20 protein-coding genes are annotated in these 23,142 nt (G+C 65.4%); 13 read left to right on the forward strand and 7 right to left on the reverse strand.

Annotated elements, in window-relative coordinates:
• The first annotated feature begins 168 nt into the window (after positions 1-168).
• The 4 genes from AC0YKC_RS16810 (at position 169) to AC0YKC_RS16825 (ending at position 3,473) form a co-directional block, all read left to right on the forward strand.
• Positions 169-1,173, forward strand: a complete 1,005-nt coding sequence (locus AC0YKC_RS16810; protein WP_488511919.1) for a LacI family DNA-binding transcriptional regulator — start codon at positions 169-171, stop codon at positions 1,171-1,173.
• 66 nt (positions 1,174-1,239) lie between these two features.
• Complete coding sequence (locus AC0YKC_RS16815) at positions 1,240-2,037, forward strand: 3-methyl-2-oxobutanoate hydroxymethyltransferase (protein ID WP_488511843.1); 798 nt, start codon at positions 1,240-1,242, stop codon at positions 2,035-2,037.
• Positions 2,038-2,045: 8 nt separating this feature from the next.
• Positions 2,046-3,056: a sterol desaturase family protein gene (locus AC0YKC_RS16820; protein ID WP_488511844.1), complete on the forward strand. Its 1,011-nt coding sequence runs from the start codon at positions 2,046-2,048 to the stop codon at positions 3,054-3,056.
• A gap of 90 nt (positions 3,057-3,146) precedes the next feature.
• Positions 3,147-3,473, forward strand: coding sequence for a MocE family 2Fe-2S type ferredoxin (locus tag AC0YKC_RS16825; RefSeq protein WP_488511845.1), 327 nt, complete (start codon positions 3,147-3,149; stop codon positions 3,471-3,473).
• Between the two features lie 132 nt (positions 3,474-3,605).
• Here the strand turns inward: AC0YKC_RS16825 and AC0YKC_RS16830 are convergent, their stop codons facing one another.
• The 6 genes from AC0YKC_RS16830 to AC0YKC_RS16855 form a co-directional block, all read right to left on the reverse strand.
• The gene (locus AC0YKC_RS16830) at positions 3,606-4,913 is read right to left on the reverse strand and encodes an RsmB/NOP family class I SAM-dependent RNA methyltransferase (protein ID WP_488511846.1); all 1,308 of its coding nucleotides are present in this window, start codon (positions 4,911-4,913) and stop codon (positions 3,606-3,608) included.
• 117 nt (positions 4,914-5,030) lie between these two features.
• On the reverse strand, positions 5,031-5,693 hold the full coding sequence (locus AC0YKC_RS16835) for a TetR/AcrR family transcriptional regulator (protein WP_488511847.1): 663 nt from the start codon (positions 5,691-5,693) through the stop codon (positions 5,031-5,033).
• Between the two features lie 51 nt (positions 5,694-5,744).
• Positions 5,745-6,269 carry a hypothetical protein gene (locus tag AC0YKC_RS16840; RefSeq protein ID WP_488511848.1) on the reverse strand — a complete coding sequence of 175 codons (525 nt, stop codon included), beginning with the start codon at positions 6,267-6,269 and terminating at the stop codon, positions 5,745-5,747.
• Positions 6,262-9,144 (reverse strand): sarcosine oxidase subunit alpha family protein, encoded by a 2,883-nt coding sequence (locus AC0YKC_RS16845; RefSeq protein WP_488511849.1) that lies wholly within the window; start codon positions 9,142-9,144, stop codon positions 6,262-6,264. The genes AC0YKC_RS16840 and AC0YKC_RS16845 overlap by 8 nt, the downstream gene beginning before the upstream one ends.
• Positions 9,141-9,410, reverse strand: a complete 270-nt coding sequence (locus AC0YKC_RS16850; protein WP_320298742.1) for a sarcosine oxidase subunit delta — start codon at positions 9,408-9,410, stop codon at positions 9,141-9,143. Before AC0YKC_RS16850 ends, AC0YKC_RS16845 begins: the two co-directional genes overlap by 4 nt.
• Before the next feature lie 14 nt (positions 9,411-9,424).
• Positions 9,425-10,678, reverse strand: coding sequence for a sarcosine oxidase subunit beta family protein (locus AC0YKC_RS16855; RefSeq protein ID WP_488511851.1), 1,254 nt, complete (start codon positions 10,676-10,678; stop codon positions 9,425-9,427).
• Positions 10,679-10,901: 223 nt separating this feature from the next.
• On the opposite strand from AC0YKC_RS16855, the gene AC0YKC_RS16860 reads away from it, so the two are divergent.
• Positions 10,902-11,075 (forward strand): hypothetical protein, encoded by a 174-nt coding sequence (locus AC0YKC_RS16860; RefSeq protein ID WP_434725270.1) that lies wholly within the window; start codon positions 10,902-10,904, stop codon positions 11,073-11,075.
• Between the two features lie 85 nt (positions 11,076-11,160).
• Here AC0YKC_RS16860 and tssH read toward each other — a convergent pair whose 3' ends face one another.
• Positions 11,161-13,977: a type VI secretion system ATPase TssH gene (gene tssH, locus AC0YKC_RS16865; protein ID WP_488511852.1), complete on the reverse strand. Its 2,817-nt coding sequence runs from the start codon at positions 13,975-13,977 to the stop codon at positions 11,161-11,163.
• A 334-nt stretch (positions 13,978-14,311) separates the two neighbouring features.
• Between tssH and tssA the strand changes: the two genes are divergently transcribed.
• From tssA to tagH, 8 genes are read left to right on the forward strand one after another with little or no spacing between them, the layout of a single operon-like run.
• Positions 14,312-15,487 (forward strand): type VI secretion system protein TssA, encoded by a 1,176-nt coding sequence (gene tssA / locus AC0YKC_RS16870; RefSeq protein WP_488511853.1) that lies wholly within the window; start codon positions 14,312-14,314, stop codon positions 15,485-15,487.
• Positions 15,488-15,493: 6 nt separating this feature from the next.
• Complete coding sequence (gene tssB / locus AC0YKC_RS16875; protein WP_320298737.1) at positions 15,494-16,030, forward strand: type VI secretion system contractile sheath small subunit; 537 nt, start codon at positions 15,494-15,496, stop codon at positions 16,028-16,030.
• 3 nt (positions 16,031-16,033) lie between these two features.
• Positions 16,034-17,539, forward strand: coding sequence for a type VI secretion system contractile sheath large subunit (gene tssC / locus AC0YKC_RS16880; protein ID WP_010910844.1), 1,506 nt, complete (start codon positions 16,034-16,036; stop codon positions 17,537-17,539).
• Positions 17,540-17,588: 49 nt separating this feature from the next.
• A complete protein-coding gene (locus AC0YKC_RS16885; RefSeq protein WP_320298736.1) occupies positions 17,589-18,044 on the forward strand; it encodes an Hcp family type VI secretion system effector in 456 nt (151 codons plus the stop codon).
• Complete coding sequence (tssE, locus tag AC0YKC_RS16890; protein ID WP_320298735.1) at positions 18,031-18,783, forward strand: type VI secretion system baseplate subunit TssE; 753 nt, start codon at positions 18,031-18,033, stop codon at positions 18,781-18,783. Before AC0YKC_RS16885 ends, tssE begins: the two co-directional genes overlap by 14 nt.
• A gap of 1 nt (position 18,784) precedes the next feature.
• The gene (tssF, locus tag AC0YKC_RS16895) at positions 18,785-20,659 is read left to right on the forward strand and encodes a type VI secretion system baseplate subunit TssF (RefSeq protein ID WP_488511854.1); all 1,875 of its coding nucleotides are present in this window, start codon (positions 18,785-18,787) and stop codon (positions 20,657-20,659) included.
• On the forward strand, positions 20,623-21,690 hold the full coding sequence (gene tssG, locus AC0YKC_RS16900; RefSeq protein WP_488511855.1) for a type VI secretion system baseplate subunit TssG: 1,068 nt from the start codon (positions 20,623-20,625) through the stop codon (positions 21,688-21,690). The genes tssF and tssG overlap by 37 nt, the downstream gene beginning before the upstream one ends.
• A complete protein-coding gene (gene tagH, locus AC0YKC_RS16905; protein WP_488511856.1) occupies positions 21,687-23,141 on the forward strand; it encodes a type VI secretion system-associated FHA domain protein TagH in 1,455 nt (484 codons plus the stop codon). Before tssG ends, tagH begins: the two co-directional genes overlap by 4 nt.
• Position 23,142 lies beyond the last annotated feature (1 nt).

A 23,142-nucleotide genomic window follows, 5' to 3' on the forward strand; every position in this document is an offset into this window, starting at 1 on the left:
TCCGATTTAGCTGGCAGCTAGGCGGCCGTTACCGCCCCCGAAAGCCGACGTTTTGGCCGACTATGCTGAGGGTCGCACACGCGCATTCGATGCCGAAGGGAGGCACATGTCTTGGAAAAAGCATGTGCAGCCGGCTAGGCTCCGGCGTACGGACAGCGGAGGATCAAGATTCCTAAGCCCACCTTCCTTGAGATTGCGCGGCGGGCCGGTGTTGGCACGGCCACGGTCGAGCGTGTCCTGAACGACAGGGGCGGAGTGCGGCCGCAGACCGTCGAGAAGGTGGTCGCGGCGGCGCGTTCGCTCGATTATCCGCGCCGACTGCCGGAGGCGCATCGCGGCGTCATTCGCATCGAGGTGATACTGGTCAGGCCGGACGCGACCTTCTTCGCCCGTCTTTCCGATGCCTTCGAGCGCATCGCCGCGACGCTCGACCGCTCGATCGCCGTGCACCGTACCTTTCTCGACGAGGCGAAGCCGGCGGCGATCGCCAAACGCATCCTGGAACCCGATCTGCGCCGCGCGGCGCTCATTCTCGCCGTGCCCGACCATCCGCTGGTCAGCGACGCCTTGCGGAAACTCGAGGCGGAGAACATTCCGACGGTGCAGATCGTCACCCAGATCTCCCGTACCAAGAGCACCTATGTCGGCATTGACAATTACGCCGCTGGCCGCATGGCGGGGCTACTCATGGCCAAGATGCAGCGGCGGCCGGGCAAGGTGATCGCGATCTGCCATAGTCAGATCTACCGCGTGCACCGCGACCGCGTGCGCGGCTTCTTCGATTACCTGATCGAGGAAGGCAGGGAATTCGAGCCGGTCGCGGCCCTTTTCGGCTTCGACGACGGCAACCGTAATGCCGAGCAGTTGCACGAGGCGTTGAAACGCTGGCCCGACCTTGCCGGCCTCTACAATGCCGGCGGCGCCAACACCGCTCTGAACAAGGTGTTGCGCAAGCACGGCAGAGGCCGCGATATCTTCTTCGTCGGCCATGAACTCACCGAGCGCAGCACCAAGGCCTTGCGCGAGGGGACGATGGATGTCGTGCTCGACCAGGCGCCAGACGCGCAAGCGCGCCGCGCCATTGACCTGGTGCTCGCCGCGCTCAACCTGCATAACTTGCCCGTCGGAAACCCGCCGATCCGCTTCATCACCTTCACGGCCGAAAACGTTTGATCTGATTTGATCAAGGAACAAGCGGCGCCAGCGAGCACGCGGTGCTATTCCTTGCGAAACGGGAGGATGACAGTGGCAAGGCGGCTGACGACATACGACCTGCAGAGCGCCAAAGGCAGCCGTAAATGGCTGCAGCTCCATGTCGACACGCCGGCCGAGGCCGCTGCCGCAGCGGCATGCGATATCGTCATCCTCTCCTGCGAGCCCGATCACAATCTGGAAGCCATCCGCCAGGCGGCACCTTACGCGTTCCTCTCCGTCGGCATGCCGCATGGCGCGGTCGCCTCGCCTGAGGAGGCCGTGCGGTTGGGCTTCGCTATGATGAAGCGCGGCGCCGATGCGGTCTATTCATCACACTCGCCGCGCTTTATCGAGGCAATGGCGGCGGAAGGCATTCCCGTCACCGGCCACGTCGGCCTGGTGCCTAACCGCGCCACCTGGACGAATTTCCGCGCCATCGGCCGCACCGCCCAGGAAGCGCTCAACGTACTGCGCGCGGCGAAGGACCTCGAGAATGCGGGCGCCGCCTGCATCGAGGTCGAGGTCGTACCGGTGCGACTCGCGGATCACATCACGCGCTCGACCCCGCTGATCACCATGGGCATGGGTTGCGGCAGCGCCTGCGACACGCAATACCTGTTCTCCTGCGATGTGCTGGGTACCCACACCGGCCACTATCCGCGCCACGCAAAGCGCTATGCCGACTTCGTCACGCTGGAGGCCGAGCTGCAGGAAAAGCGCATCAGCGCCTTCCGCGCCTTTGGCCGCGACGTCGCCGAAGGCAGCTATCCCGAAGCGAAGCACCAGGTGGACATGGACGATGCCGCCTATGACCGCTTCCTCACCCTCTCTCAGTCCTTGTGAGGCTCATCATGGATGACCTGCAATTCGGCACACGCAACAAAAGGGGCGACTGGGCTCCTAACGAACCGGCCGGCACCGCGCCGCTGTTCGTCTTCCCGCCGCGTCCGCTGGCGGTGCTGAAATGGCTGCCGAGCTATCTCCTGCCCTATAATCTGCTTTTCGCCGTCTCGGCGGTGGCATGGTGGCGCTTCGTGCTGCCCGACGTCGAGGTGATGAAGACGCTCTCCGCCGGCTGGATCCTGCGCCTGTTCATCGTCAACTGCGTGGCGCTGCTCGTCTTCTTCGGCGCCTTCGAGCTTCGACTGTACATTTTGAGAGCCCAGGGCAACCGTTTCAAATACAACGGCAAATGGCCCTCGGAACAGAAGAACAAGGCCTTCTTCTTCCAGAACCAAAACATCGACAACATGCTGCGCACCTTCGGCACCGGCATGCCGATCTGGACGGCGATCGAGGTGGCGATTCTCTATGCTTACGCCAATGGCTATGTGCTGTGGCTGACCTTCGCGGAGCATCCGGTCTACCTGTTCTGCCTGGCGCTGGTGGTGCCGATCATCCACGAAACGCATTTCTTCCTGCTGCACCGGGCGATCCATTGGGGTCCGCTCTACAAATGGGTGCATTCGGTGCACCACAATTCGGTCAACCCGTCCCCCTGGTCGTCGCTGTCGATGCACCCGGTGGAGCAGCTCGGCTATCTTGGCGTCGCTTTCTGGCACCTGATCATCCCGTCGAACCCGCTCTTGGCGCTCTACCAGCTCCATTATGCCGGCTTCGGCGCCATTCCCGGCCATGTCGGCTTCGACAAGATCGAGCTTACGGAAGACACGTCGGTCGATAGCCACGCCTATATCCACTACCTCCACCACAAGCATTTCGAGGTGAATTACGGCGACGGCCTCATCCCGTTCGACCGCTGGTTCGGCACCTTCCACGACGGCAGCAAGGAAGCCGCCGCGCGCATGGACGCCCGCTACGAGAAGAAGAAGGCCCGCGCCAATGCGGCGGCCATCAAATGACATCTGCACGCACAGCCGCTTGCGGGGCCTCCGGGCGGCTATGAAGGCTATGCGGAGGTGCGCCGCGATCGAATTTTACGGATGGGAAAAATGACCGATTGGATCAGGGCTTGCGGCCTCGATGACATCGAACAGGAGGGAGCCCGACGTTTCGACCATAAAGGCCGGACCTACGCCGTCTTCCGCTCGCCCAACGACGAGGTGTTCTGCACTGACGGCCTGTGCACGCATGAGGCCGTCCATATCGCCGATGGGCTGGTCATGGACTACGAGGTCGAATGCCCGAAACATGCTGGCGCCTTCGACTACCGCACCGGCGCGGCCACGCGCCTACCGCCATGCATAAATCTGCGAACCTATCCTGCAAAGGTGGAAGGCGGCTCCGTCCTGGTTGCGATGCCGGTGGCAGCTGTCTGAAGACTTCGCGGACCGATCGACTTGCGCCTGACTGCCTTGGGTCTGTTCGCTGGTAAGCAAGCGGCGTGCCTCATCGTCTCTGGCTATTTATACCTCAAGCTGCCGGCCCGCTATTGGCCCCATTCGGGTGGGTCATTCAGGAAATGGATCGCGAATGGCTGTGGGCGGCCCGCCTGGGCGTGGACCTTCTCGCTGCATGACGGCGGCGAAGAAGCCGTCGGTGCCGTTGCGCGCGGGCGTCAGCGACAGGTAGTCGGAATGGGCTGAATTCGTCAGTTGCGGCGCGGCCTCGTTGAGCGGCACGGCGCGAAAAGCGGGATGCGCCGCCAGGAAAGCGGCCACCTGCTCCTCATTCTCCTCCGACAACATCGAGCATGTCGCGTAGACCAGCCGTCCGCCAGGCTTCACCAGACGCGCCGCGCTGGCCAGGATCCGGGCTTGCAGCGACACGAGATTGTCCAGGCCCTGCTCCTCCGGCGCGCGCCAGCGTGCGTCGGGATTGCGTCGCCACGTGCCGGTGCCGCTGCATGGCGCATCGACCAGCACGCGATCGAAACCACCCTTGTGGCGCTTGACCCAGCGGTCAGTCTCGCTGGCTAGGAGCCGGGTCTCGATATTGTGCAGTCCTGCCCGGCGAAAGCGCTCGGCGCCTCGCTTCAAGCGGCCGTCCATCACATCGCAGGCGACAATATGGCCCTTGTTGTTCATCTGCGCGGCGATGGCCAGCGTCTTGCCGCCGGCTCCGGCGCAGAAATCGACCACGCGCTCGCCCGGCCGGGCATCGACCAGCATGGCGACGAGCTGCGAGCCCTCATCCTGGATCTCGACCTCACCGGTTCTGAGCATCGGCAGGCTGGCCAGCGAGGGGCGTTCATCCACGCGAATGCCGTAGGGAGCCATGGCTGACGCCTGTGCCCGCAAGCCGTGATCTCTCAACGCGCCAAGCATGGCCTCGCGCGTCGACTTGATCGGATTGACGCGCAAGTCGAGCGGCGCCGGCGTCAGATGCGCTGCCATCTCTTGCCCAAACGCTTCCCTGAAACGGCGCCGCAACGGATCGACCGCCCAGGACGGACATTCGAGGCGCACCTCTTCCGGCATGCCGGGATGGTCGATCGTGGATCCCTGCAATTTGACCAGCAGCGCGTGCTCGTGATCCGTCAGCATGGCGGGCGCGAATTTCGCGCCATTGAACAGGCGTTCGATCTGATCAGGCGTCTTGCCTTCCTTCAGCGTCAGCCATGCGAGCAGCCGGGTGCGGGGCACATCCTGGCGCCCGTGCCTGGCCAGCCACCAGCCAAGCCGCGCATGATGCCGCAGAAGCGCATAGAGCAGATCTAAAATCTGACCACGGTCCTTGTCGCCGATATAACGTCGGGCGCGAAACCAGGCCGAGACGACAGCATCCGCGGGGCGCGGAGCACTATCGACTTCATGCATAAGTTCGAGGGCGGCTTGCAGACGGATGGCAGGGGTCACGGAACGACGATCAGGCTGAAAACGCCTATATAGTCGACAGGGCTGCTCCTGACCATTGATCGCGGATGGCGGGACTGCTCAGCCAGGACGCCTCGGCAGCATTTTTTTGGCGAAGGCCTCCACCTCGCCTTCGCGAGGCGCTTCGCCCGTATGCGTGAGCAAATAAGCCGGCGTCAGGAAGAGACGGTTGCTTACCGGCTCGACGATCTCTAGCGAGTAATAGCCGATCTGCGTGAAGTAAAGCACGCGCGCGCGCACGAACGCTTCCGTGGCTTCGTAGCCATGGCGTGAAAACATCGCCCGGATGGCTTCGACGCGCGCGTCGTCCTCCTCGGTCACGACCCGGTGCACGTCGGCGGACTGGCGCGACCAGGCGCGCACGGCGAAGTCCAGCCGCGGATTGAAGAGCGATTCGTCGAGCCAGCACTCAAAGATATTGAGCACGGCCTGCGTGATCGACGCGGCCGGCCGGCCGGCCTGCTCGACGATGAAACGGGTGTTGTTGTTGCGCCAGTAATCCAGCAGCTGGTCGAGCAGGTCCTGACGGCTCTTGAAGTACCAGTAGAAACTGGAACGGGAGACATTCAGCTTCTGCCCGAGCGCAAGCACGCGCACCGCCTCGACGCCCTCGGAGATCAGCGTCTCCAGCGCGAGGTTCATCCAGTCCTCGCGCATCACCTTGGTGTTGCCGATCAGACCGGACCGCCGCACGACGTCATCAGCACTGGAATCGGAGAGCATAGCGGTCCGGCCAAGATTGAACGCCGGCTAGATAGACCCGAACCATCCGCGCTACAATACTTGCGCTTGTCCGAGCCATTGCCAAAGATACGGAGCAAGGCCCCGGTCGACATGGAGCCGCGCCCGATCGGATTTGCCGAACCGGTAGAAGAGAACGCCGACGCCGGCAAAAAGGATCGAAGCCGAGGGGCTTGCCGCTCCTGGATCGAGCGCCGTGCCCCTGGCGATCAGGCGTTCCATGTCCGGCCCCTCGATCTCGAACACGTGCAATCCGGCATCCATGACCGTGACCGCGAAACCGGCCGCGTGCCAGCCGGCCGCAATGGGGAACGGCTGTTCGCCAACCGCAAGAAGGCGGTCGCGCGCGATCCGCACCATGTATGTGTCGCCGCCGGCAATTGCGCCGGCTCCGACGCCTTCGCCGGCAAGCCCGGAAGCCTTCGACCAGGCCGCAAGGTCGCCGCTGACCAGAAGCTGGTTCAGCCCGCCAAGCGTTCGCACGCTGACGCTGCCTTTGCTAAGCGTGGCGGTGGCCCACTCGAGCGGTGCCGGCCACTTTTCGGCAAGGTTATGCATGGAGCCGCCTCCCTTCCGGATCGAAGGCGCAAGGCGCGACGATCGTTGCCTGCCGCACGACGCCCAGATGTTGAATGTCGATCGTTTCGCCATGCCGCGCCGCGCCGCGTTCGATGAGCGCCAGCGCGACAGGGCGTCCCAGGGTCGGGCTCTGATAGCTGGAGGTGACGAAGCCGATGCTTTTGGGCCGGCCCTCGCGCTTCTCCACCCCATGCGCGCCGGTCGCCAGCGGCGCCTCGCCTTCGCGGACAGCCAGGCCAACGAGTTGATTGCGGTCCGTGCTGTTGCCCGCTTCCGTGAAAAGCGAGCGCCGGCCGACGAACTCGCTGGCGCGTTTGGTCCGCGGTCCGGCGACGCCCAGATCGTGCGGCATGGTGGTTCCGTCGGTGTCCTTGCCGATGACGATGTAGCCCTTCTCGGCGCGCAGGATCATCAGCGATTCAAGCCCGAGCAGCACGGCGTCGAAGGCGCGGCCCTCCTGCTGCATCCTGGCCCACAGCACCTCCGCCCGATCGGCGCGGATGGAGATTTCGTAGCTGCGGTCGCCGGTGAAGGAGACCCTGGCGATGCGCACCTCGTTGCCGGCGAAACGGCCAACGGCTACTCCCATATGCGGCAGGCTGGCATCGTCAAGTGTTGCACCCAGATCGAGCGCTTCCACGACCTGGCGCGCGTTCGGACCCGAAACGGTCAAGGTGGCGTATTGCGCGGTGGCGTTGTGGATATAGACCGCATCGCGGCCGAAACGATCCTGCCGCCATTCCTCGAGGCGCGCGTGGACCGCGGCGACATGCGACGACGAGCAGGAAACGATGAAGCGATGCTCGTCCAGGCGGACCAGGACGCCATCGTCGAAGACGACGCCGTTTTCCGACAGCATGAAGCCGTAGCGGCAATGGCCCGGCTTCAGGGTCGACATGGTGTTGTAATAGATGAAGTCGACGAACTCGGCCGCGCGGGGGCCGATCACCTCGATCTTGCCCAGCGTCGAGCCGTCGAAGAGCGCGACCGACTGCCGGGCGCGCCGCGCCTCCTCCTGGATCGAGGCGTGGGCTTCGCCGCCGCCATAGTAAGCAGGCCTTAGCCAACCGCCATATTCCTGGAACACCCCGCCGGCGGCGCGGTGGTTTGCCTCCAGTGGCAGGCGGCGGACCGGATTGTGCATGCTGCCCCGGCGCGAACCGACCAGGCTGGCGAACGGGACAGGCGTGAATGGCGGCCGGTAGGTCGTGGTGCCGACCTCCGGAATGCCGCGCCCGGTGATATCCGCCAGCAGCGCCAGACCGTTCAGGTTAGAGGTCTTGCCCTGGTCGGTCGCCATGCCGAGCGTGGTGTAGCGCTTCAGGTGCTCGACCGAGACGAAGTTCTCCCGCGCCGCAAGCTCGACATCCTTGGCGGTGACGTCGCTCTGGTAGTCGATCCAGACGCGGCCCTTGGCCTTGGGTTTCGGCCACAGGCTGACGACGCCGAGTGTTGCCTCCGCTCCCGAGCCGCGAGGCGCGGGCGACGAGAAGGAACCGAACGCATCAAGGGCCGCCACGCCGCTGGCTAGGGTTTCGGAAAGCGAGACCGCGCCGGCCACGGCGCCGGCGACGCCAATCCCTTCAATGGCTTCGCCGGGGATGAAAGCCGCCAGTTGATCGCTCCAGGCGAGCTTGCCTTTCGCCTGCGAAAACAGATGCACGGTGGGTGTCCAGCCGCCGGAGACGAGAACGCAATCGGCAGCAAGCGTCGTGCCGTCGTCCAGCAGGACGCCCTGGACGGCATTGCGCCCCCGCGCTGCTGCGACCGTACGGCCCGCCAGGACGCGAATACCGCCCTTCGCTTGCGCGCCGCCCTCGCGCCGGCAATCGACCACCGTCACGGAAGCGCCGGCCGCGGCCAACGCCGAGGCAGGCTCATAGGCGCTGTCGTTGTTGGTCGCGACCACGATTTCGCGACCGACAAGCACGCCATGCCGGCGCAGATAGCTGAGCGCCGCATCGGCGGACAGGATTCCCGGCAGGTCGTTGTTGGCGAACGGGACAGGCCGTTCGATCGCGCCCGTCGCCAGCACGATGCGACGAGGCCGCACGCGCCACAGCGTGTCCGGCCGACCGTCGGAGTGCCGCTGGTTGAGCGCGAGCAGATTGTGGTCGTAAAGGCCGAAGGCGGTCGTGTCGCTCAGCACCAGCTGGCCACCACTCTTCAGTCTCGCGACTGTCGCGTCGACCCACGCCTTGCCGTCGATGCCATCGACTTCGCCGGCGCGGTGGCGCAGCGATCCGCCTGGATGCGTCCTGTCGTCGACCAGGACAACCGAGTGTCCGGCCGCCGCCGCGCTGGCTGCCGCGGCAAGGCCGGCGGGCCCGGCGCCAACCACCAGCACGTCGCAATGATGGTTGACCTGATCGGAGACCTGGCGCGGCTTCCATTCGCTATCGACGATGCCAAGCCCGGCCATGGCGCGGATGCGCGGCTCGAACAGGTGCCAGTCCGGCCACATGAAGGTCTTGTAGTAGAAGGCGGCGGGTAGGAAGCGGGCGAAGCGATCCAGAACGGCGTTGCGGTCGGTCTCGGCCGTCGGCGAAGCGTTGACGCTCCTGACCTTGATGCCGTCGACGGCTTGCACGGTCGTCGCGCGCGCGTTCGGCACGCGGCCGACCACGCTCTCGACATCGACCAGCGCGTTGGGCTCCTCGACGCCGGAGCCCCAGATGCCGCGCGGCCGATGGTATTTGAAGCTGCGGCCGACCACGGCCTGGCCGCTCGCCAGAAAGGCCGACGCGATCGTGTCGCCTGCAAAACCCTCGACGCGCCTGCCGTCGAAGGTGAAGCTCAGCGGACGAGCGCGGTCGATGTCGCTGCCGCCGGTGGTGAGACGCGAAGCACTCATGCGCCGTGCTCCGCTTCGCCGAGCACGGAAGAGCCCGACACCTTGTGGTTGACGCTGTCGCGGCTCATCGCGAAGAACTCGCCGCAGGTCAGATGCACCCAGATCTCGCGGGTCGGCCCCTTCGGATTGTCGCGCATGTGGAGATAGCCGGCCCAGCGCTCGGCGGTCACATCGCGGCCGTCGGGCCTCAGATTGCCGGCCTCGCCGCCATAGTGAAACTCGCTTTCTTCGCGCGGCCCGCAGAACGGGCAGGGAAAGAGCTGCATCTTCTTCTAGACCTTCAATGGGCAATGCCGGAGCCGGCGGCCTCGTCGACCAGGCGGCCGCGGGCGAAGCGGTCGAGATCGAAGGGCCGGCTGATGTCGTGATGCCTGCCGGTGGCAAGCAGATGGGCAAGCAGGGTGCCGCCGGCGGGTATCGCCTTGAACCCACCCGTGCCCCAGCCGCAGTTGAGGAAAAGCCCGGGCAGCGGCGACTCGCCGATGATGGGCGAGGAATCCGGGACCACGTCGACGATGCCGGCCCATTGCCGCATCATCTTCAACTGGCCGAAGACCGGGAACATGTCGAGCATGCCGGCGATCACGCTTTCCAGCACCGGCAGATTGCCGCGCTGGCCGTATGACGGGATGCGGTCGAGCGCGCCGCCGATCACCAGTTCGCCCTTGTCCGACTGGCTGACATAGACGCCCGTGTCCGGCGAGATCACCACCGTATCGATGATCGGCTTGACCGGTTCGGACACGCAGGCCTGCAGCGCGTAGGAATTGACCGGCAGCCGGAATCCCGCCTTCGCCGCCAGCACCGACGAATGGCCGGCGACCGCCATGCCCGTGCGCTCGGCCCGGATCGCGCCGCGCGAGGTGACGACGCCGCGGCAGCGCCCGTCTTCGATGATGAAGTCGGTGATCTCGCAATTCTGGATGATGTCGACGCCGAGACGACTCGCGGCGCGCGCATAACCCCAGGCGACGGCGTCGTGACGAGCGGTGCCGCCGCTCGGCTGCCAGGTGCCGCCATAGACGGGGAAGCGTGTGTCCGGGCTGAAATTGTAGATCGGCACGACGCGACGCATGTCCTCGATCGAGAACAGCTCGCAATCGATGCCGTTGACCTGGATGGCGTTGACCGACCGTGCGGCGGTTTCCATTGCCGCTTCGCTGTGCGCGAGGGTGAGGATGCCGCGCGCGGAAAACATCACATTGTAGTTCAGGTCCGTCGAAAGCGTCTTGTAGAGGCTGTGGGCCAGCCCGTAGATCGCCGCGCTTTCAGGATAGAAGTAATTGGAGCGCACCACGGTGGTGTTGCGGCCGGTGTTGCCACCGCCGATCCAGCCCTTCTCCAGGAGCGCGACGTTGGTGACGCCATGATTCTTCGCAAGGTAATAGGCGGTGGCGAGACCATGGCCGCCGCCGCCGATGATGATGGCGTCGTAGCGCGGCTTCGGCTCCGGCGAGCGCCAGGCCTTGTCCCAACCGGTCTGGCCGGCGAGGCCTTCCTTGAAGAGCGAAAGCGCCGAATAATGCCTCGTCATACGGCCGGACCTTCGTCGCAGGTCGGAAGCTTTGCCCCGCCGCAAGGGCTTGGCCGCCATGTCTTCAGCTCGTGCTCGTACAACCGAAACGCCCCTTGAAATAGCTGCCTTGCCGTTGGTCGCCGAACACTCCCAAGCAGCGCCAAGTGTACATTTAACGCGAATGTACACCTGTGTCCATTCAAAGCGTATGACGCGCTCCGCGCGTTTCACAGATTTTGGGGTGTTTGGTCCGACAAGCGCCGGCACACTCATTGGAGCCACACCCTTCGACGAGATCATGATCGAGCAATGGCGCGCCGCCTTCGACGGCCCGTTCATGAGCGCGATGGATATCGTGAGGGCGGTGCTGCCTTCAATGCGCGAGAAGAAATGGAGCCGCGTGTGCTGTTCGTGACCTCCATCGCCGCGAAGGAGCCGATCAACCGCTTCGCGCTCTCCAACTCGCTGCGCGCCGGCATCCACCTCCCTACCGTGGAGGCCTATTCGAACGAGTAGGTGAATCCTTCCGGCGACGCGCCCACTGTGACTTTCGCCATCTTCTTGCCTTCGAGCGAGCGGTTGAGCACGCCGCGGCTCAATTCCGGCAGCAGCGTGTTGGTGAGGATGGCGTCGATCATGCGGCCGCCGGATTCGATCTCGGTGCAGCGCGCCTTGACCAGGTCCATCACGCCGTCGCCGATCACCAGCTCGGCGTCGTTGGTGGCCTTGAGCCGCTTGGCGATCTTGCCGAACTGGTGGCGGGCGATCGCCTCGATCATCGCGTCCGACAGCGGATAGTAGGGAATGGTCACGACGCGGCCGAGGAACGCGGCCGGGAAGACCTTCAGCAGCGGGGCGCGCAGCGCAGTGTCGAGATCGTCGATGCCGGTGCGGACCGTGCCGCTCTTCGTGCGGTCCATGATGACGTCGGAACCGACATTCGAGGTGAGCAGGATCAGCGTGTTCTTGAAGTCGATCCGGCGGCCCTCGCTGTCGTCCATCATGCCCTTGTCGAAGACCTGGAAGAAGATCTCGTGCACGTCCGGATGCGCCTTTTCGACCTCGTCGAGCAGGATCACCGAATAGGGTTTCCTGCGCACCGCCTCGGTCAGGATGCCGCCCTTGCCGTAGCCGACATAGCCGGGCGGCGCGCCCTTGAGCGTCGAGACGGTGTGTGCTTCCTGGAACTCCGACATGTTGATCGAGATGAGATTCTGCTCGCCGCCGTAAAGCGTCTCGGCGAGCGCCAAAGCGGTTTCGGTCTTGCCGACGCCGGATGGGCCGCACAGCAGGAACACGCCGACCGGCTTTTCCGGCGCGCCGAGGCCGGCGCGGCTGGTCTGCACGCGCCTGGCGATCATCTCCATCGCGTGGTCCTGGCCGACCACGCGCTCGGACAGGGTCGCTGCAAGCTTGAGCGCTTTTTCGGTCTGACTGGAGAGCATCCGTCCCGTCGGGATGCCGGTCCAATCCTGCACCACGGCGGCGACCGCATTGCGGTCGACCGACGGCAGGATGAGCGGTGTCTCGCCTTGCGCGGCGGCCAGCTCGGCCATCAGCTCGCGCAGCCGTGCGAGGTCGGCGGCGGCTTCATCCGCCGGCTCGGCGGGAGCCGTTTCGGCCTTCGCGGCCTTGGCCGCCTTGGCTTTCGAGGCCTTGGTCTTCTTGGCCTCGGCAGCCTTGCCGTCGCCAGTCTTGTTCTCGGGCGCCTTTGCCGCGCCCTCCGTGCTCTCACTCTCGGCGGCGGTCTCTTCAGCAGGCGCCTCATCGAGCGGCACGCCCTCGCCGCGCAATTTTGCACGCAGGTCGAGTATCTCGGTGACCAAAGCCTTTTCCCGGTCCCACCGCGCCTGGGCGGCGGCCAGACTGGTCTCGGTTTCCGCCAGCCCGGCATCGACGCGGGCCTGCCGATCGGCGACGTCGATGCCGATCGCCGCCTCGCGGCCGATGATGCCGCTCTCGACCTCGAGCGCCTGGCGGCGGCGCAGGATATCCTCGACCTCGGCCGGCGTCGCGTGCTGCGAGACTGCGACGCGAGCGCAGGCGGTGTCGAGCAGGCTGACCGCCTTGTCCGGCAGCTGCCTGGCCGGGATGTAGCGGTGCGAGAGCGAAACCGCTGCTTCGATCGCCTCGTCCAGGATCTGCACCTTGTGGTGCTGCTCCAGCACGCCGGCGACGCCGCGCAGCATCAGCACGGCCACGGCTTCCGAGGGCTCGTCGATCTTGACCACCTGGAAGCGGCGGGTGAGCGCCGGGTCCTTCTCGATGTGCTGCTTGTATTCGGCCCAGGTGGTGGCGGCGATGGTGCGCAACTCGCCGCGCGCCAGCGCCGGTTTGAGCAGATTGGCGGCATCGCCGGTTCCGGCCGCGCCGCCGGCGCCGATCAACGTATGCGCTTCGTCGATGAACAGGATGATCGGCACCTCGGAGGCCTGGACCTCGTCGATGACGGCCTTCAGCCGCTTCTCGAACTCGCCCTTGACGCTGGCGCCCGCCTGCATCAACCCGACATCGAGCATGCGCACGCTGACGTTCTGCAATGTCGGCGGCACGTCACCCTGGGCGATGCGTAGCGCAAATCCCTCGACCGCCGCCGTCTTGCCGACACCCGCCTCGCCGGTGAGGATCGGGTTGTTTTGCCGGCGTCGCATCAGGATATCGACGATCTGCCTGATCTCCGGATCGCGGCCGACCACGGGATCGATCTTGCCGTCGCGGGCGCGCTGGGTGAGGTCGGTGGCGTATTTCGCAAGCGCCGAATCCCCGCCCGGACCGCGCTTCATCGGCGTCTCGGCGGCTGCCGTGGCAGGAGGTGAGCCGGCTTCGAGCGAGCCTTCGGCGACATCGGCGAAGCGGGAAATGACGCCGTCCGCGTCGATCTTGTCGAACTCGGCACTGATCTTCGAGACCAGCCCTTCCAGCACCGGCGTCTTGAGGCAGGCAAGCAGGATATGGGCACTGCGCACCTCTTCGACGCCGAACTCCAGCGTCGCCAGGTTCCAGCCTTCCTGGATGGCGTGGAAGATGTGGTCGGAGAATTCCTCCACCGAGGTGGCGCCGTAGGGCAGCTTGTCGATGGCACGGGTCATGTCCGCCGTCAGCCGGCTGACATCCAGCCCGGCATCGGCGACGATCATCTGCACATCCGAGCGCTCGGACAGCACCAGTTGCTGGATGAAATGGACAAGCTCGACATAGGGATTGCCGCGCAGCTTGGCCGTGTCGGCCGCGGCCTTGAAGGCGCGCACCCCCGTGGCGTTGAGCTTGGCGACCAGTTCCTTACGCTTGAAGCTCTGCGATGACCGGCGCTGTTCCATTGAACCTGCTCCCGCAACCTGCCGACCCGTACCCTGCCATATAAGCGGCTGCTTGACAAAGCCGAGCGAGGATAGAGTGTTTTGAATCCATCCAGGCGGCACCGCCCGGTTACACAAGCCTTGCAAACTCGCTGCAACAAACACCGGATTGCCGTCCCGGCTATGCGAGCCATTTCACATACCGGGTCCGGTAATCGCGCAATGGGTTTGGCCCGAAGAGAACGGTCGCGTTTAGCTTCCGTTAGTTTTTGCGCAGGTGCTCAATTGTCGTTGCGTGAGGCCGGTGATAACGTAACGTCACATAGGGTCTCAGGGCCGCTGGCTGGGGGTTGGTGTGATTGATCTCGCACTCTGGCTGAATCCTCTGAACGGTGAGAAACCGTCGGGAGAGGACTTGCGCAACGACCCGGCTTTTCATGAGCTGGAGCGCCTGACCGAACCTCAGCTAAAAGTTGTCCACGACGGCAATGGCAAGCCCACATCGCAATCCAGCCCGGTGGACTGGGCGGCGGTGCTCGAAGAGGCCGAAGAGCTGCGCTCCCGTGGCCGGGACCTGCGCCTGCTGGTCATCGTCACGCGGGCCTTGGCCAGCGAGGACGGGCTGGCCGGCCTCGCCCAGGGCCTGACGCTCATCGCCAGAACCTTCGACCAGCATTGGGAGACGATGCATCCGGCCTTGCGGGCAAACGCGTCGCCGCGCGAGGCCGCCCTGCGCCGCATCAATGCGCTGCTCGATCTCCAGAACGCCCAGAACGGCCTGCTGGCCAGCCTGCGCGGAACGATTTTCTTTTCGCCGCGCCAGGTCGGGCCGATCAGCGGACGCGATCTGGAACAGGCAGCGCTCGACGAGCGCGTCATGCTGCAGGAAGCGGCATCGGGGCTCAACGCCGCCGAGAAGGCGGCATTGGCAAGCGCGCACAACCAGCTGCTGAACCGGGTGCGCGCCGGATGCGCGGCCCAGATCGATCAAGCCGGCGAGGCGATGACGTCGCTTTTGGCCGATGCGCGTGCCGCGATCGCCGCCCTCGACGCGGTGGACGCCGCGCTCAACGCCCGTATCGAAGGCCATGGCGCCACCGTCCCGGAATTGAAGAAGTTCCTGCAGCGTTTGCTGACGACGCTGGAGCGGAATTCCGGTGCCGGCGCCGCGGCGAACGGTGCCGCGAAGCCCGCTCCGCAGGCAGCGTCGGAACCAGCAATGCCCGCCCGCAACGGTCATGGAGCCGAGACGATGGCAAGTGTGGCAAGTCCCGTGGAAGCGAGCGCCGGCCTGCCGGACCGGATCAGCTCGCGCGACGAAGTCGTCAAATGCCTCGACCTCGTCGTCGCCTTCTACGATCGCACCGAACCCTCCAGCCCCATCCCGCATCTCGCCCGGCGCGTGCGCCGGATGGTGCACATGGATTTCGTGGAACTGATGGAAGATCTCGCCCCGTCGGGGCTGAAGGAGTTCCGGCAGCTTGCCGGCGTCCCCGATCCCAAGAAGCCGGCCCAGAAGGATGAAAGGTAGAAAAGCATGCCAGCAGAGAGCAAAGCGAAGGTCATCGAAAGAAACCGCGCGCCGCGCGTGCAGATCGCCTACGACGTCGAAACCTACGGCAGCCCGACGACGATCGAACTGCCGTTCGTGATGGCCGTGATGGCCGATCTTTCGGGCGCCTCGCAGACCAAGGAAGCGTCGAAGTCGGTGCTCGACCGCAACTTCGTCGAAACCGACGCCAACCGCTTCCCGAAATTCATGGAAGCGATGGGGCCGCGCGTGAAGGCCAGGGTGAAGAACACCCTGCCGCAGGCCGAGGGCCAGGAGCGGGACGAAGAGCTCGCCGTCGACCTCACCTTCTCCAAGATGGGCGACTTCGCGCCGGACAAGGTCGCCGAGCAGGTGCCGCAACTGGCCGAGATCCTGAAGATGCGCCGTCAGCTCGAGGAGTTGCTGGGCTTCATGGACGGCCGCGTCGACGCCGAAAAGCGCATCGCGCAGCTTCTGAACAACGAGCCGCTGCTGAGCAAGATCGCCAGCCAGGCGATGGATGACGGCAAGGGCGAGGAGTAAGTCATGGCCGAACAGCAAAAGACCGCAGCCGCCACCGCCGAGGCGGAAGCCATCGATCTCGGCGAATTCAGCGGCCTCCTTGAAAAGGATTTCAAGGTCAAGAAGGACGACAGCGAGAAGCTGCAGCAACTGGTGCGCAACCTGGCCTTGGCCGCGCAGTCGCGCTCCGAGACCACGACCATCTCGTCCAACGCGATCAAGTCGATCAAGTCGCTGATCGCCGGCATCGACAAGATGCTGACGACGCAGGTCAACGAGATCCTGCATGCGCCGGAAGTGCGTGAGATGGAAGGCACGTGGCGCGGCCTCTGGTACCTGATCAACAACACCGAGACGGACACCAAGCTGAAGATCCGGGTGATGAACATCTCCAAGGAGCAGCTGGCCGACACGCTGGAAGACTATGAAGGCCAGATGTGGGACCAGAGCCCGATCTTCAAGAAGGTCTACACGGACGAGTATTCGATGCTGGGCGGCGAGCCGATCGGCTGCATCATCGGCGCCTACGAGTTCTCGAACCACCCGCGCGACGTCGGCCTGCTGCGCAACATTTCCGGCGTCTGCGCCTCGGCGCACACGCCGTTCATCGCCGCCGCCTCGCCGCGGCTGTTCCGCATGGACAGCTGGCAGGAACTGCCCAATCCGCAGGACCTGCAGATGATCGTGAACAACCCGGCCTATGCGTCGTGGCAGTCGCTGCGCGAAAGCGAGGACGCCCGCTATATCGGCCTCACCATGCCGCGGGTGCTGGCGCGCCTGCCCTACGGCTCCGAGACCGTTCCGGTGAAGGGCTTCACCTTCGAGGAAGAGGTGGGCGGCGACCACAACAAGTATGTCTGGATGAATGCCGCCTTCCCGATGGGCGTGAACATCAACCGCAGCCACAAGCTGTATGGCTGGGGCACGCAGATCCGCGGCGTCGAGAATGGCGGCACGGTGCTCAACCTGCCGGTGCACGCCTTCCCGACCGACGACGGCTCGATCGCGATGAAATGCCCGACCGAGGTCGCCATCGACGACCGGCGCGAGGCGGAACTGGCCAAGCTCGGCCTGATGCCGATCCTGCACCGCAAGAACACCGACCTTGCGGCCTTCATCGGCGCGCATTCGCTGCAGGACGACGAGACGCGCGCCGGGCGCCTGGTCGACCCGGACGCGCAGTCGAACGAGCGGCTGTCCGCCAACCTGCCCTACCTCTTCCCCGTCTCGCGCTTCGCGCACTACCTCAAGGCGATCGCGCGCGACAAGATCGGCTCGTTCAAGGAACGCACCGACATGGAGATCTGGTTGACCGAATGGATCAACCGGTACGTGCTGGCCAATCCAGCCTTTGCCGACGACAAGGCGCGCGCCAAGCGCCCGCTTGCCGCGGCCGAGGTCCAGGTCGACAGCGTCGAAGGGCGGCCAGGTTACTACAATGCCCGTTTCTATCTGCGTCCGCACTACCAGCTGGAAGGCATCAACGCCTCGCTCCGGCTGGTGTCGGAACTGCCGTCGGTGAAGGGCTGAAATTGCAGAAACGTCATCTTGTTTCATTTGAAAGCGGTGGAGAAAGACAATGGCAGTGAAGATCGATGGTTTTTTGAAAGTTCCGGATATCAAGGGGCCCAGCAAGCGCGACGGCCACGAGGACGAGATCGAGGTATACGGCGTCGACTACAAGATGATCGCGCCTTACGATCCCAATTCGCTGTCGCGCCGGGGGCGCGTGTCGATGGGGATGATCAAGTTCACCAAGCACTACGACAAGTCGTCGCCCTATCTGAAGAAGGCCCTGTTTGAGAACAAGGCGCTCGACGAGGTGAAGTTTTCGGCGCGCCGCACCATTGACGGCGAGACCAGCGACTATCTGGTGGTGACGCTCACCGACGCTTCGGTCATGGAATACGACATGCGGCAGGCCCCCGACGAGGCAGACCTGATCGAGGAAGAAGTCAGCTTCGCCTACAAGAAGATCAAGTTCGTCTACAACAAGGACGACGAGATCGAAATGGACGTCTATGTCGGCAAGTGAGGCCAAGCGGCCTGGCGCGAAGGCGCAGCTTGCCGGCAGTTCCCGGGCAAAGCGCGAGGCGGTCCAGCCCTCCCTCTGGGACCGCCTCGTCAACGACTTGCCCGGGCTGACGTCGGAGATCGACGGGCTGCGCCGCCTGCTGGAGGACGAACTCGGCGCCGAACGCGTCGAGGTTCTTCTCGCCGCCAGCGCGCGCGCCATCGATGCCGACGCGGAATTGACGGCCGAGCAGAAGCGACGCCTGCATCGGCTGGTCTTCCAGATCGAGCATCGCACCGAGATCGAAAGCCGGGGCGTGGTGGTTTCGGCACGCGTGCTTCGCGAAGCCGTCCGGCGCGACATCGAGGCATTGTTCAACACCGAGCGTTTTGAATCCGTTCCAATGCTTTCCGACGCCGAGCACGAACAGCCTCTGGACGAATTGCCGCCGCTCGCCGACTTTCCGGAAGTGCGCCGCAGTGTCGTCAATTATGGCGTGCCGTCGTTCTCCGGCCGCTCATCGCGGGATTTCGACCGCGACGCGCTGGCACGCGAGATCCGCGCAGTGCTCGCCACCTTCGAGCCGCGGCTCAAGGAAAGCGCCACGACGGTCAACGTCACGCTCGGCGACAAGACTGTCGGCCTCAAGATCGAGATCGACGCCGTGTTGATCATGACGCCGACGCCCGAACGCATGCGGCTGCGCACCACGATCAATCTCGACAACGGGCTGGCGCGAACCGAATTCCGGGAGACCTGAGATGGATAGGGTCTTCGTGGAGTACTACGAAGAAGAACTGACCCATATCCGGGCGCTGGCCGCGGAATTCGCCGACATGCATCCGGCGGTCGCCCGCAACCTTTCCCTCGACACCGTCCCCTGCCCCGATCCCTATGTCGAACGGCTGCTCGACGGCGTGGCGTTTCTTGCAGCTCGCACGCGGCTCAAGGTCGACGCGGAGCGTTCGCGCTTTTCGCGCGCCGTGCTCGACGTGCTTTATCCGGACCTGGTGACGCCGGCGCCGGCGACCGCAATGGCCGTGCTGAAACCTGGACAGCAGGTGCAGTCGATGATCGCCGGCCACGCCGTCGCGCGCGGCACGCGGCTGGTCTCGGGCCTGCATCCAGGGTTGTCGACGCGCTCGACCTTCACCACCGCGCAAGAGGTCACGCTGTGGCCGATCGCCATCGCTTCGGTCAGCTATTTCCAGGACCGCAGCGCGCTGGCGGCCGCCGGCATCGCCCAGGTCGGCGGCGTGCGCGGCGAAGCGGCATTCCGCATCGCGTTCGCCCGAACCGGAAAAGGCAAGCTCAGCGAATTGTCGCTCGACAGTCTCGACCTCTATTTCGCCGGACGCACCAAGGCGCCGCTCATCTTCGACGCGATCTTCGGCGCCTGTTCGGTCGTCGGCGCACGGGCGGAAGGCAAGACCAATCCGCTCGCGGCGCTGCCCGAGCCCGAAATGATCGGCATCCACGACGACGAAGCGCTGATGCCGCGTACCCGCCCGACCTTTGAGGGATATCGGCTGCTGCGCGAATATTTCATGATCCCCGAGCGCTTCCACTATGTGCGGGTCGCCGGGCTGCAGCCCGTGGTGCGCAAGTGCGATGGGGGATTGGAGATCATCTTCCTGTTCCGGCGTCCGGTGCCCGAGCTCGCCGATGTGGCCGTGGCCGATTTCGAGCTGTTCGCAACGCCGATCATCAATCTCTTCGAACGCGAGTGCAACGTCATCGAGATCGATCCGCGCCGGACGCGCCAGGTGCTGCATGCCGATCGCACGCGGGCGCGCGACTTCGAGATATTCCGGGTCACCCGGGTGGAAGACGCCGAGGCGGAAGGCAGCGAGGCGATAATCCCCGAACTGTTCAGCCTGGGACAGAACCGCGGCAGCGGCTGGGTCTATTCGACGGAGCGGCGCCCGCGACGGGCCACGGAGGACGAGCGGCGCGACGGCCTGACCCGCACCTCCTATACGGGCGACGACGTCTTTCTCACCGTCTCACGGCCGGCCGGCAGCCAGCCCAACCGGCCGCTCAAGCGGCTCGACATCATGGCGCTCTGCACCAACCGCGACCTGCCGATCCTGGACGACACGCCAGCGCTGACGCTGGAGACCGCCGATCCCGTGGAAGCGGTGCGGTTGCTCGGCGCGCTGCGGCCGCCGCAGCCGGCGATCCCGGCAGCGCTGCCGGCCGGCGCCGAAGGCGAATCCCGTGCCGACAACCTCGCCTGGCGGCTGGTGGCGCAGCTCTCGCTCAATTTCCTGAGCCTGGCCAAGGAAGGCCGCGGCGTCGATCCGCTGCACGCCTTGCTCGACCTCTACGCCGATCGCGGCGATCCAAGCGTTGCCCGCAACGTGCACTCGATCACCCGCATCGACTCGCGCCCGGTGATCGAGCGGCTCAAGATCGACGGGCCGATGTGTTTCGGACGCGGCACAGAGGTGACGCTGCATGTCGACCAGTCGGTGCTGGCGGGGCAAAGCACGCTGCTGCTTTCGGCCTTGCTTGCGCGGCTGTTCGCCCGCCATGCCGGGATAAATGGTTTCGTGCGGACGCGTACGCGGCTGCTGCAGAAGCAGGAGGATGTGCCATGGCCGATGACGCCCGGCAATCGCTACCTGATCTAGCGCAGCCGGCCCCAAACGAAGCCGAGGCGCTTTCGGAAGGGTACGACTTCTTCGAGTTGCTGCGCCGCCTGGAGCAGCGGCGCGGGCTGTTCGGCCATTCCGGAACCGCTGACCGTGAGCCGGCAAGGATCGGCCAGCATGTGCGCCTGAGCTTTTCGGCCAGGGACGTGGTCAAATTCCAAGACGCCAGGGACAAGGCTCCGGCGCGGGTGACGGTCGCCAATCTCGGCCTGCTCGGGCCGGAAGGGCCGATGCCGCTGCATCTGACGCGCTGGGTGCTCGACCGGCTCTCGCAGCGCTGGTTCACCGGCGCCGACGCCGAGCAGACCAGCGATACGACCTTCGTCGACTTCGTCAACATCCTGCAGCATCGCATGATCGCGCTCTATTACCGCGCATGGGCGGATGCGCATCCGGCGGTGCAGGTCGAACGTTCGGTCGACGGACGCGTACGCGCCATGCTGGAAGCCATGGCCGGGATCGGCCTTCCCGGCACGCAGGATCCGGAGCTGGACACGGTGCGGCTGCGCCAGGCCGCATCGCTGGCCAACCAGGTCGACGGCGCCGAGCGGCTGACGCTGTTTCTCGCCACCGCCTTCAAGGTGCCGGTGCAGATCAAGGAATTCGTCGCCGCCTGGATCACGATCCCCATGGCGCTGCAGAGCCGCATCGGCAAGGCCTATGCGTCGCTCGGCGGCGGCGCGACGATCGGGCCGCGCGTCTTCAGCCGCCAGAGCCGGATCGAGCTGCGCGTCGGACCGCTCAGCCTCGACGACTTCAAGTCCTTCCTGCCGGGCGAACGGCGCTTAGCCCTGTTCAAGAAGGCGGTGCGCGACATGATCGGCGAAGCGCTCGACGTCGATCTCAGGATCGTGCTCGCGCGCGACGCGGTGCCTGCGCCGAAGATGGGGACCATCCAGCTCGGCCGAACCTCCTGGCTTTCACGCCCCGCCGAAAAGGGCGACGCCGACGATCTCAGGCTGCGCACCATCGTCGGCTGGCGGCCGGAAATGGCGGAGGCAGCCGCATGAGCCTGCTTCTGACCCTGGAACAAGGCCCGCGCTCGCAGGTGGTCAGGCAGGCCCGGCTGGACGAGGGCGAGCTGGTGATCGGCCGCAGCGCCGATGCCGGCTGGCAGATCGACGATCCGGACATGTTCGTCTCGCGGGCGCACTGCAAGATCAGCGGCGGCCGCGACGGCTATTACGTCACTGACACGTCGAGCAGCGGATTGTTCATCGACGATTCCGAGAACCCTCTCGGCACCGGCAGGTCGGCACGACTGCAAAGCGGCATGCGGCTGCGCATGGGCGACTATGTGTTGCATGTCGAGGTCCAACCCAGCGCCGGCCATACGTCGATCGGCCAGGCGCCGATCGCCAACGCCGCACCGGCATGGTCGCCGCCGCAATCGCGCACGCCTCCCAGCATCGGCGGCGACGATTTCTTCTCGGCGAAGGTCGAGGAAGAGCCGCAGCGACCGCGCCCGGCCGGCCTGCCCAATCCGTTCGAACAGCCTGTGCCCGGAGCTTACGACCGCGCCTCGAGCCAGCGCAGCTCGCCCGCCTTCGACGACCCGTTCAGCCTCGATCCGGTGGCGACGCCGGTCTCGGGCGACGAGCCCGCCGCCGGCCGGTCGGATCCGTTCGGCTTCGGCGAGATGCCATCGCGCAACGATGCGCCCGAGCTTGCGCCGAAACCGTCCGGCTTCGACGATTTCAGCTTCGGGCCAGCCGCGACGCCCGCTGCCGGCAACAGCGCCAACGCAGCCGGCCGCGACGAGCGGCCCGCCGAGAAGTCGAAGGCCGCCCGCCCATGGGAGGTACCGGCGCAGGTGGCCGCCCCCCCTGCCCCGCCGTCTCGCCCTGTCGCCGCGCCAAGGCCATCTCGTTCGACGCAACCGGCGCCGAACGACATGGCGCTGCGCGCCGCGTTCCTGCGCGGCATGGGCGTCGAGGAGGCCGATTTCCCCGGACGCGACGCGATCGCCGAAATGGAGAAGTTCGGGCGGGAATACAGGCTGATGCTCGATGGCCTGATGCAGCTTTTGCGCAAGCGCACCGAGGAGAAGGGCAGCGCGCGCGTCGCCCAGACCATGGTCGGCGCCTCCGAGGTCAATCCGCTCAAATTCCTGCCGACGGTCGAGGATGTCATCGTCACCATCATCGCGGAACGCAGTCCGGGCTTTCTCTCCGGCGAGGCGGCGATCGGCGACGCGGTCAAGGATCTCGCGCAGCATCACGTGCGCGCGTGGCGCGGCGTCCAGGCGGCGCTGCGGCGCATGATCGACCGTTTCGATCCGGCCGCGATCGAGGAAGAACTCAAGTCCAATTCGGCGATCGGCAATCTGCTGTCCGGCGGGCGCAATGCCAAGCTGTGGGAGCTTTACCAGAAACGCCATCGCGACATCGCCCAGAGCGCGGAATCGAGCTTCCTGGGCGAGATCGGCGCAGACTTCAGGGATGCATATGAAGAGGAGTAGG

This window comes from Mesorhizobium sp. CNPSo 4661 (genome assembly GCF_057784215.1).

What these genes read in the sequence shown, in the direction of transcription:
- AC0YKC_RS16815 (WP_488511843.1), top strand. Translation starts at nt 1,240, where the DNA reads ATGACAGTGGCAAGGCGGCTGACGACATACGACCTGCAGAGCGCCAAA.
- AC0YKC_RS16820 (WP_488511844.1), top strand. Translation starts at nt 2,046, where the DNA reads ATGGATGACCTGCAATTCGGCACACGCAACAAAAGGGGCGACTGGGCT.
- AC0YKC_RS16825 (WP_488511845.1), top strand. Translation starts at nt 3,147, where the DNA reads ATGACCGATTGGATCAGGGCTTGCGGCCTCGATGACATCGAACAGGAG.
- AC0YKC_RS16830 (WP_488511846.1), bottom strand. Translation starts at nt 4,913, where the DNA reads ATGCATGAAGTCGATAGTGCTCCGCGCCCCGCGGATGCTGTCGTCTCG.
- AC0YKC_RS16835 (WP_488511847.1), bottom strand. Translation starts at nt 5,693, where the DNA reads ATGCTCTCCGATTCCAGTGCTGATGACGTCGTGCGGCGGTCCGGTCTG.
- AC0YKC_RS16840 (WP_488511848.1), bottom strand. Translation starts at nt 6,269, where the DNA reads ATGCATAACCTTGCCGAAAAGTGGCCGGCACCGCTCGAGTGGGCCACC.
- AC0YKC_RS16845 (WP_488511849.1), bottom strand. Translation starts at nt 9,144, where the DNA reads ATGAGTGCTTCGCGTCTCACCACCGGCGGCAGCGACATCGACCGCGCT.
- AC0YKC_RS16850 (WP_320298742.1), bottom strand. Translation starts at nt 9,410, where the DNA reads ATGCAGCTCTTTCCCTGCCCGTTCTGCGGGCCGCGCGAAGAAAGCGAG.
- AC0YKC_RS16855 (WP_488511851.1), bottom strand. Translation starts at nt 10,678, where the DNA reads ATGACGAGGCATTATTCGGCGCTTTCGCTCTTCAAGGAAGGCCTCGCC.
- tssH (WP_488511852.1), bottom strand. Translation starts at nt 13,977, where the DNA reads ATGGAACAGCGCCGGTCATCGCAGAGCTTCAAGCGTAAGGAACTGGTC.
- tssB (WP_320298737.1), top strand. Translation starts at nt 15,494, where the DNA reads ATGCCAGCAGAGAGCAAAGCGAAGGTCATCGAAAGAAACCGCGCGCCG.
- tssC (WP_010910844.1), top strand. Translation starts at nt 16,034, where the DNA reads ATGGCCGAACAGCAAAAGACCGCAGCCGCCACCGCCGAGGCGGAAGCC.
- AC0YKC_RS16885 (WP_320298736.1), top strand. Translation starts at nt 17,589, where the DNA reads ATGGCAGTGAAGATCGATGGTTTTTTGAAAGTTCCGGATATCAAGGGG.
- tssE (WP_320298735.1), top strand. Translation starts at nt 18,031, where the DNA reads ATGTCGGCAAGTGAGGCCAAGCGGCCTGGCGCGAAGGCGCAGCTTGCC.
- tssF (WP_488511854.1), top strand. Translation starts at nt 18,785, where the DNA reads ATGGATAGGGTCTTCGTGGAGTACTACGAAGAAGAACTGACCCATATC.
- tssG (WP_488511855.1), top strand. Translation starts at nt 20,623, where the DNA reads ATGGCCGATGACGCCCGGCAATCGCTACCTGATCTAGCGCAGCCGGCC.
- tagH (WP_488511856.1), top strand. Translation starts at nt 21,687, where the DNA reads ATGAGCCTGCTTCTGACCCTGGAACAAGGCCCGCGCTCGCAGGTGGTC.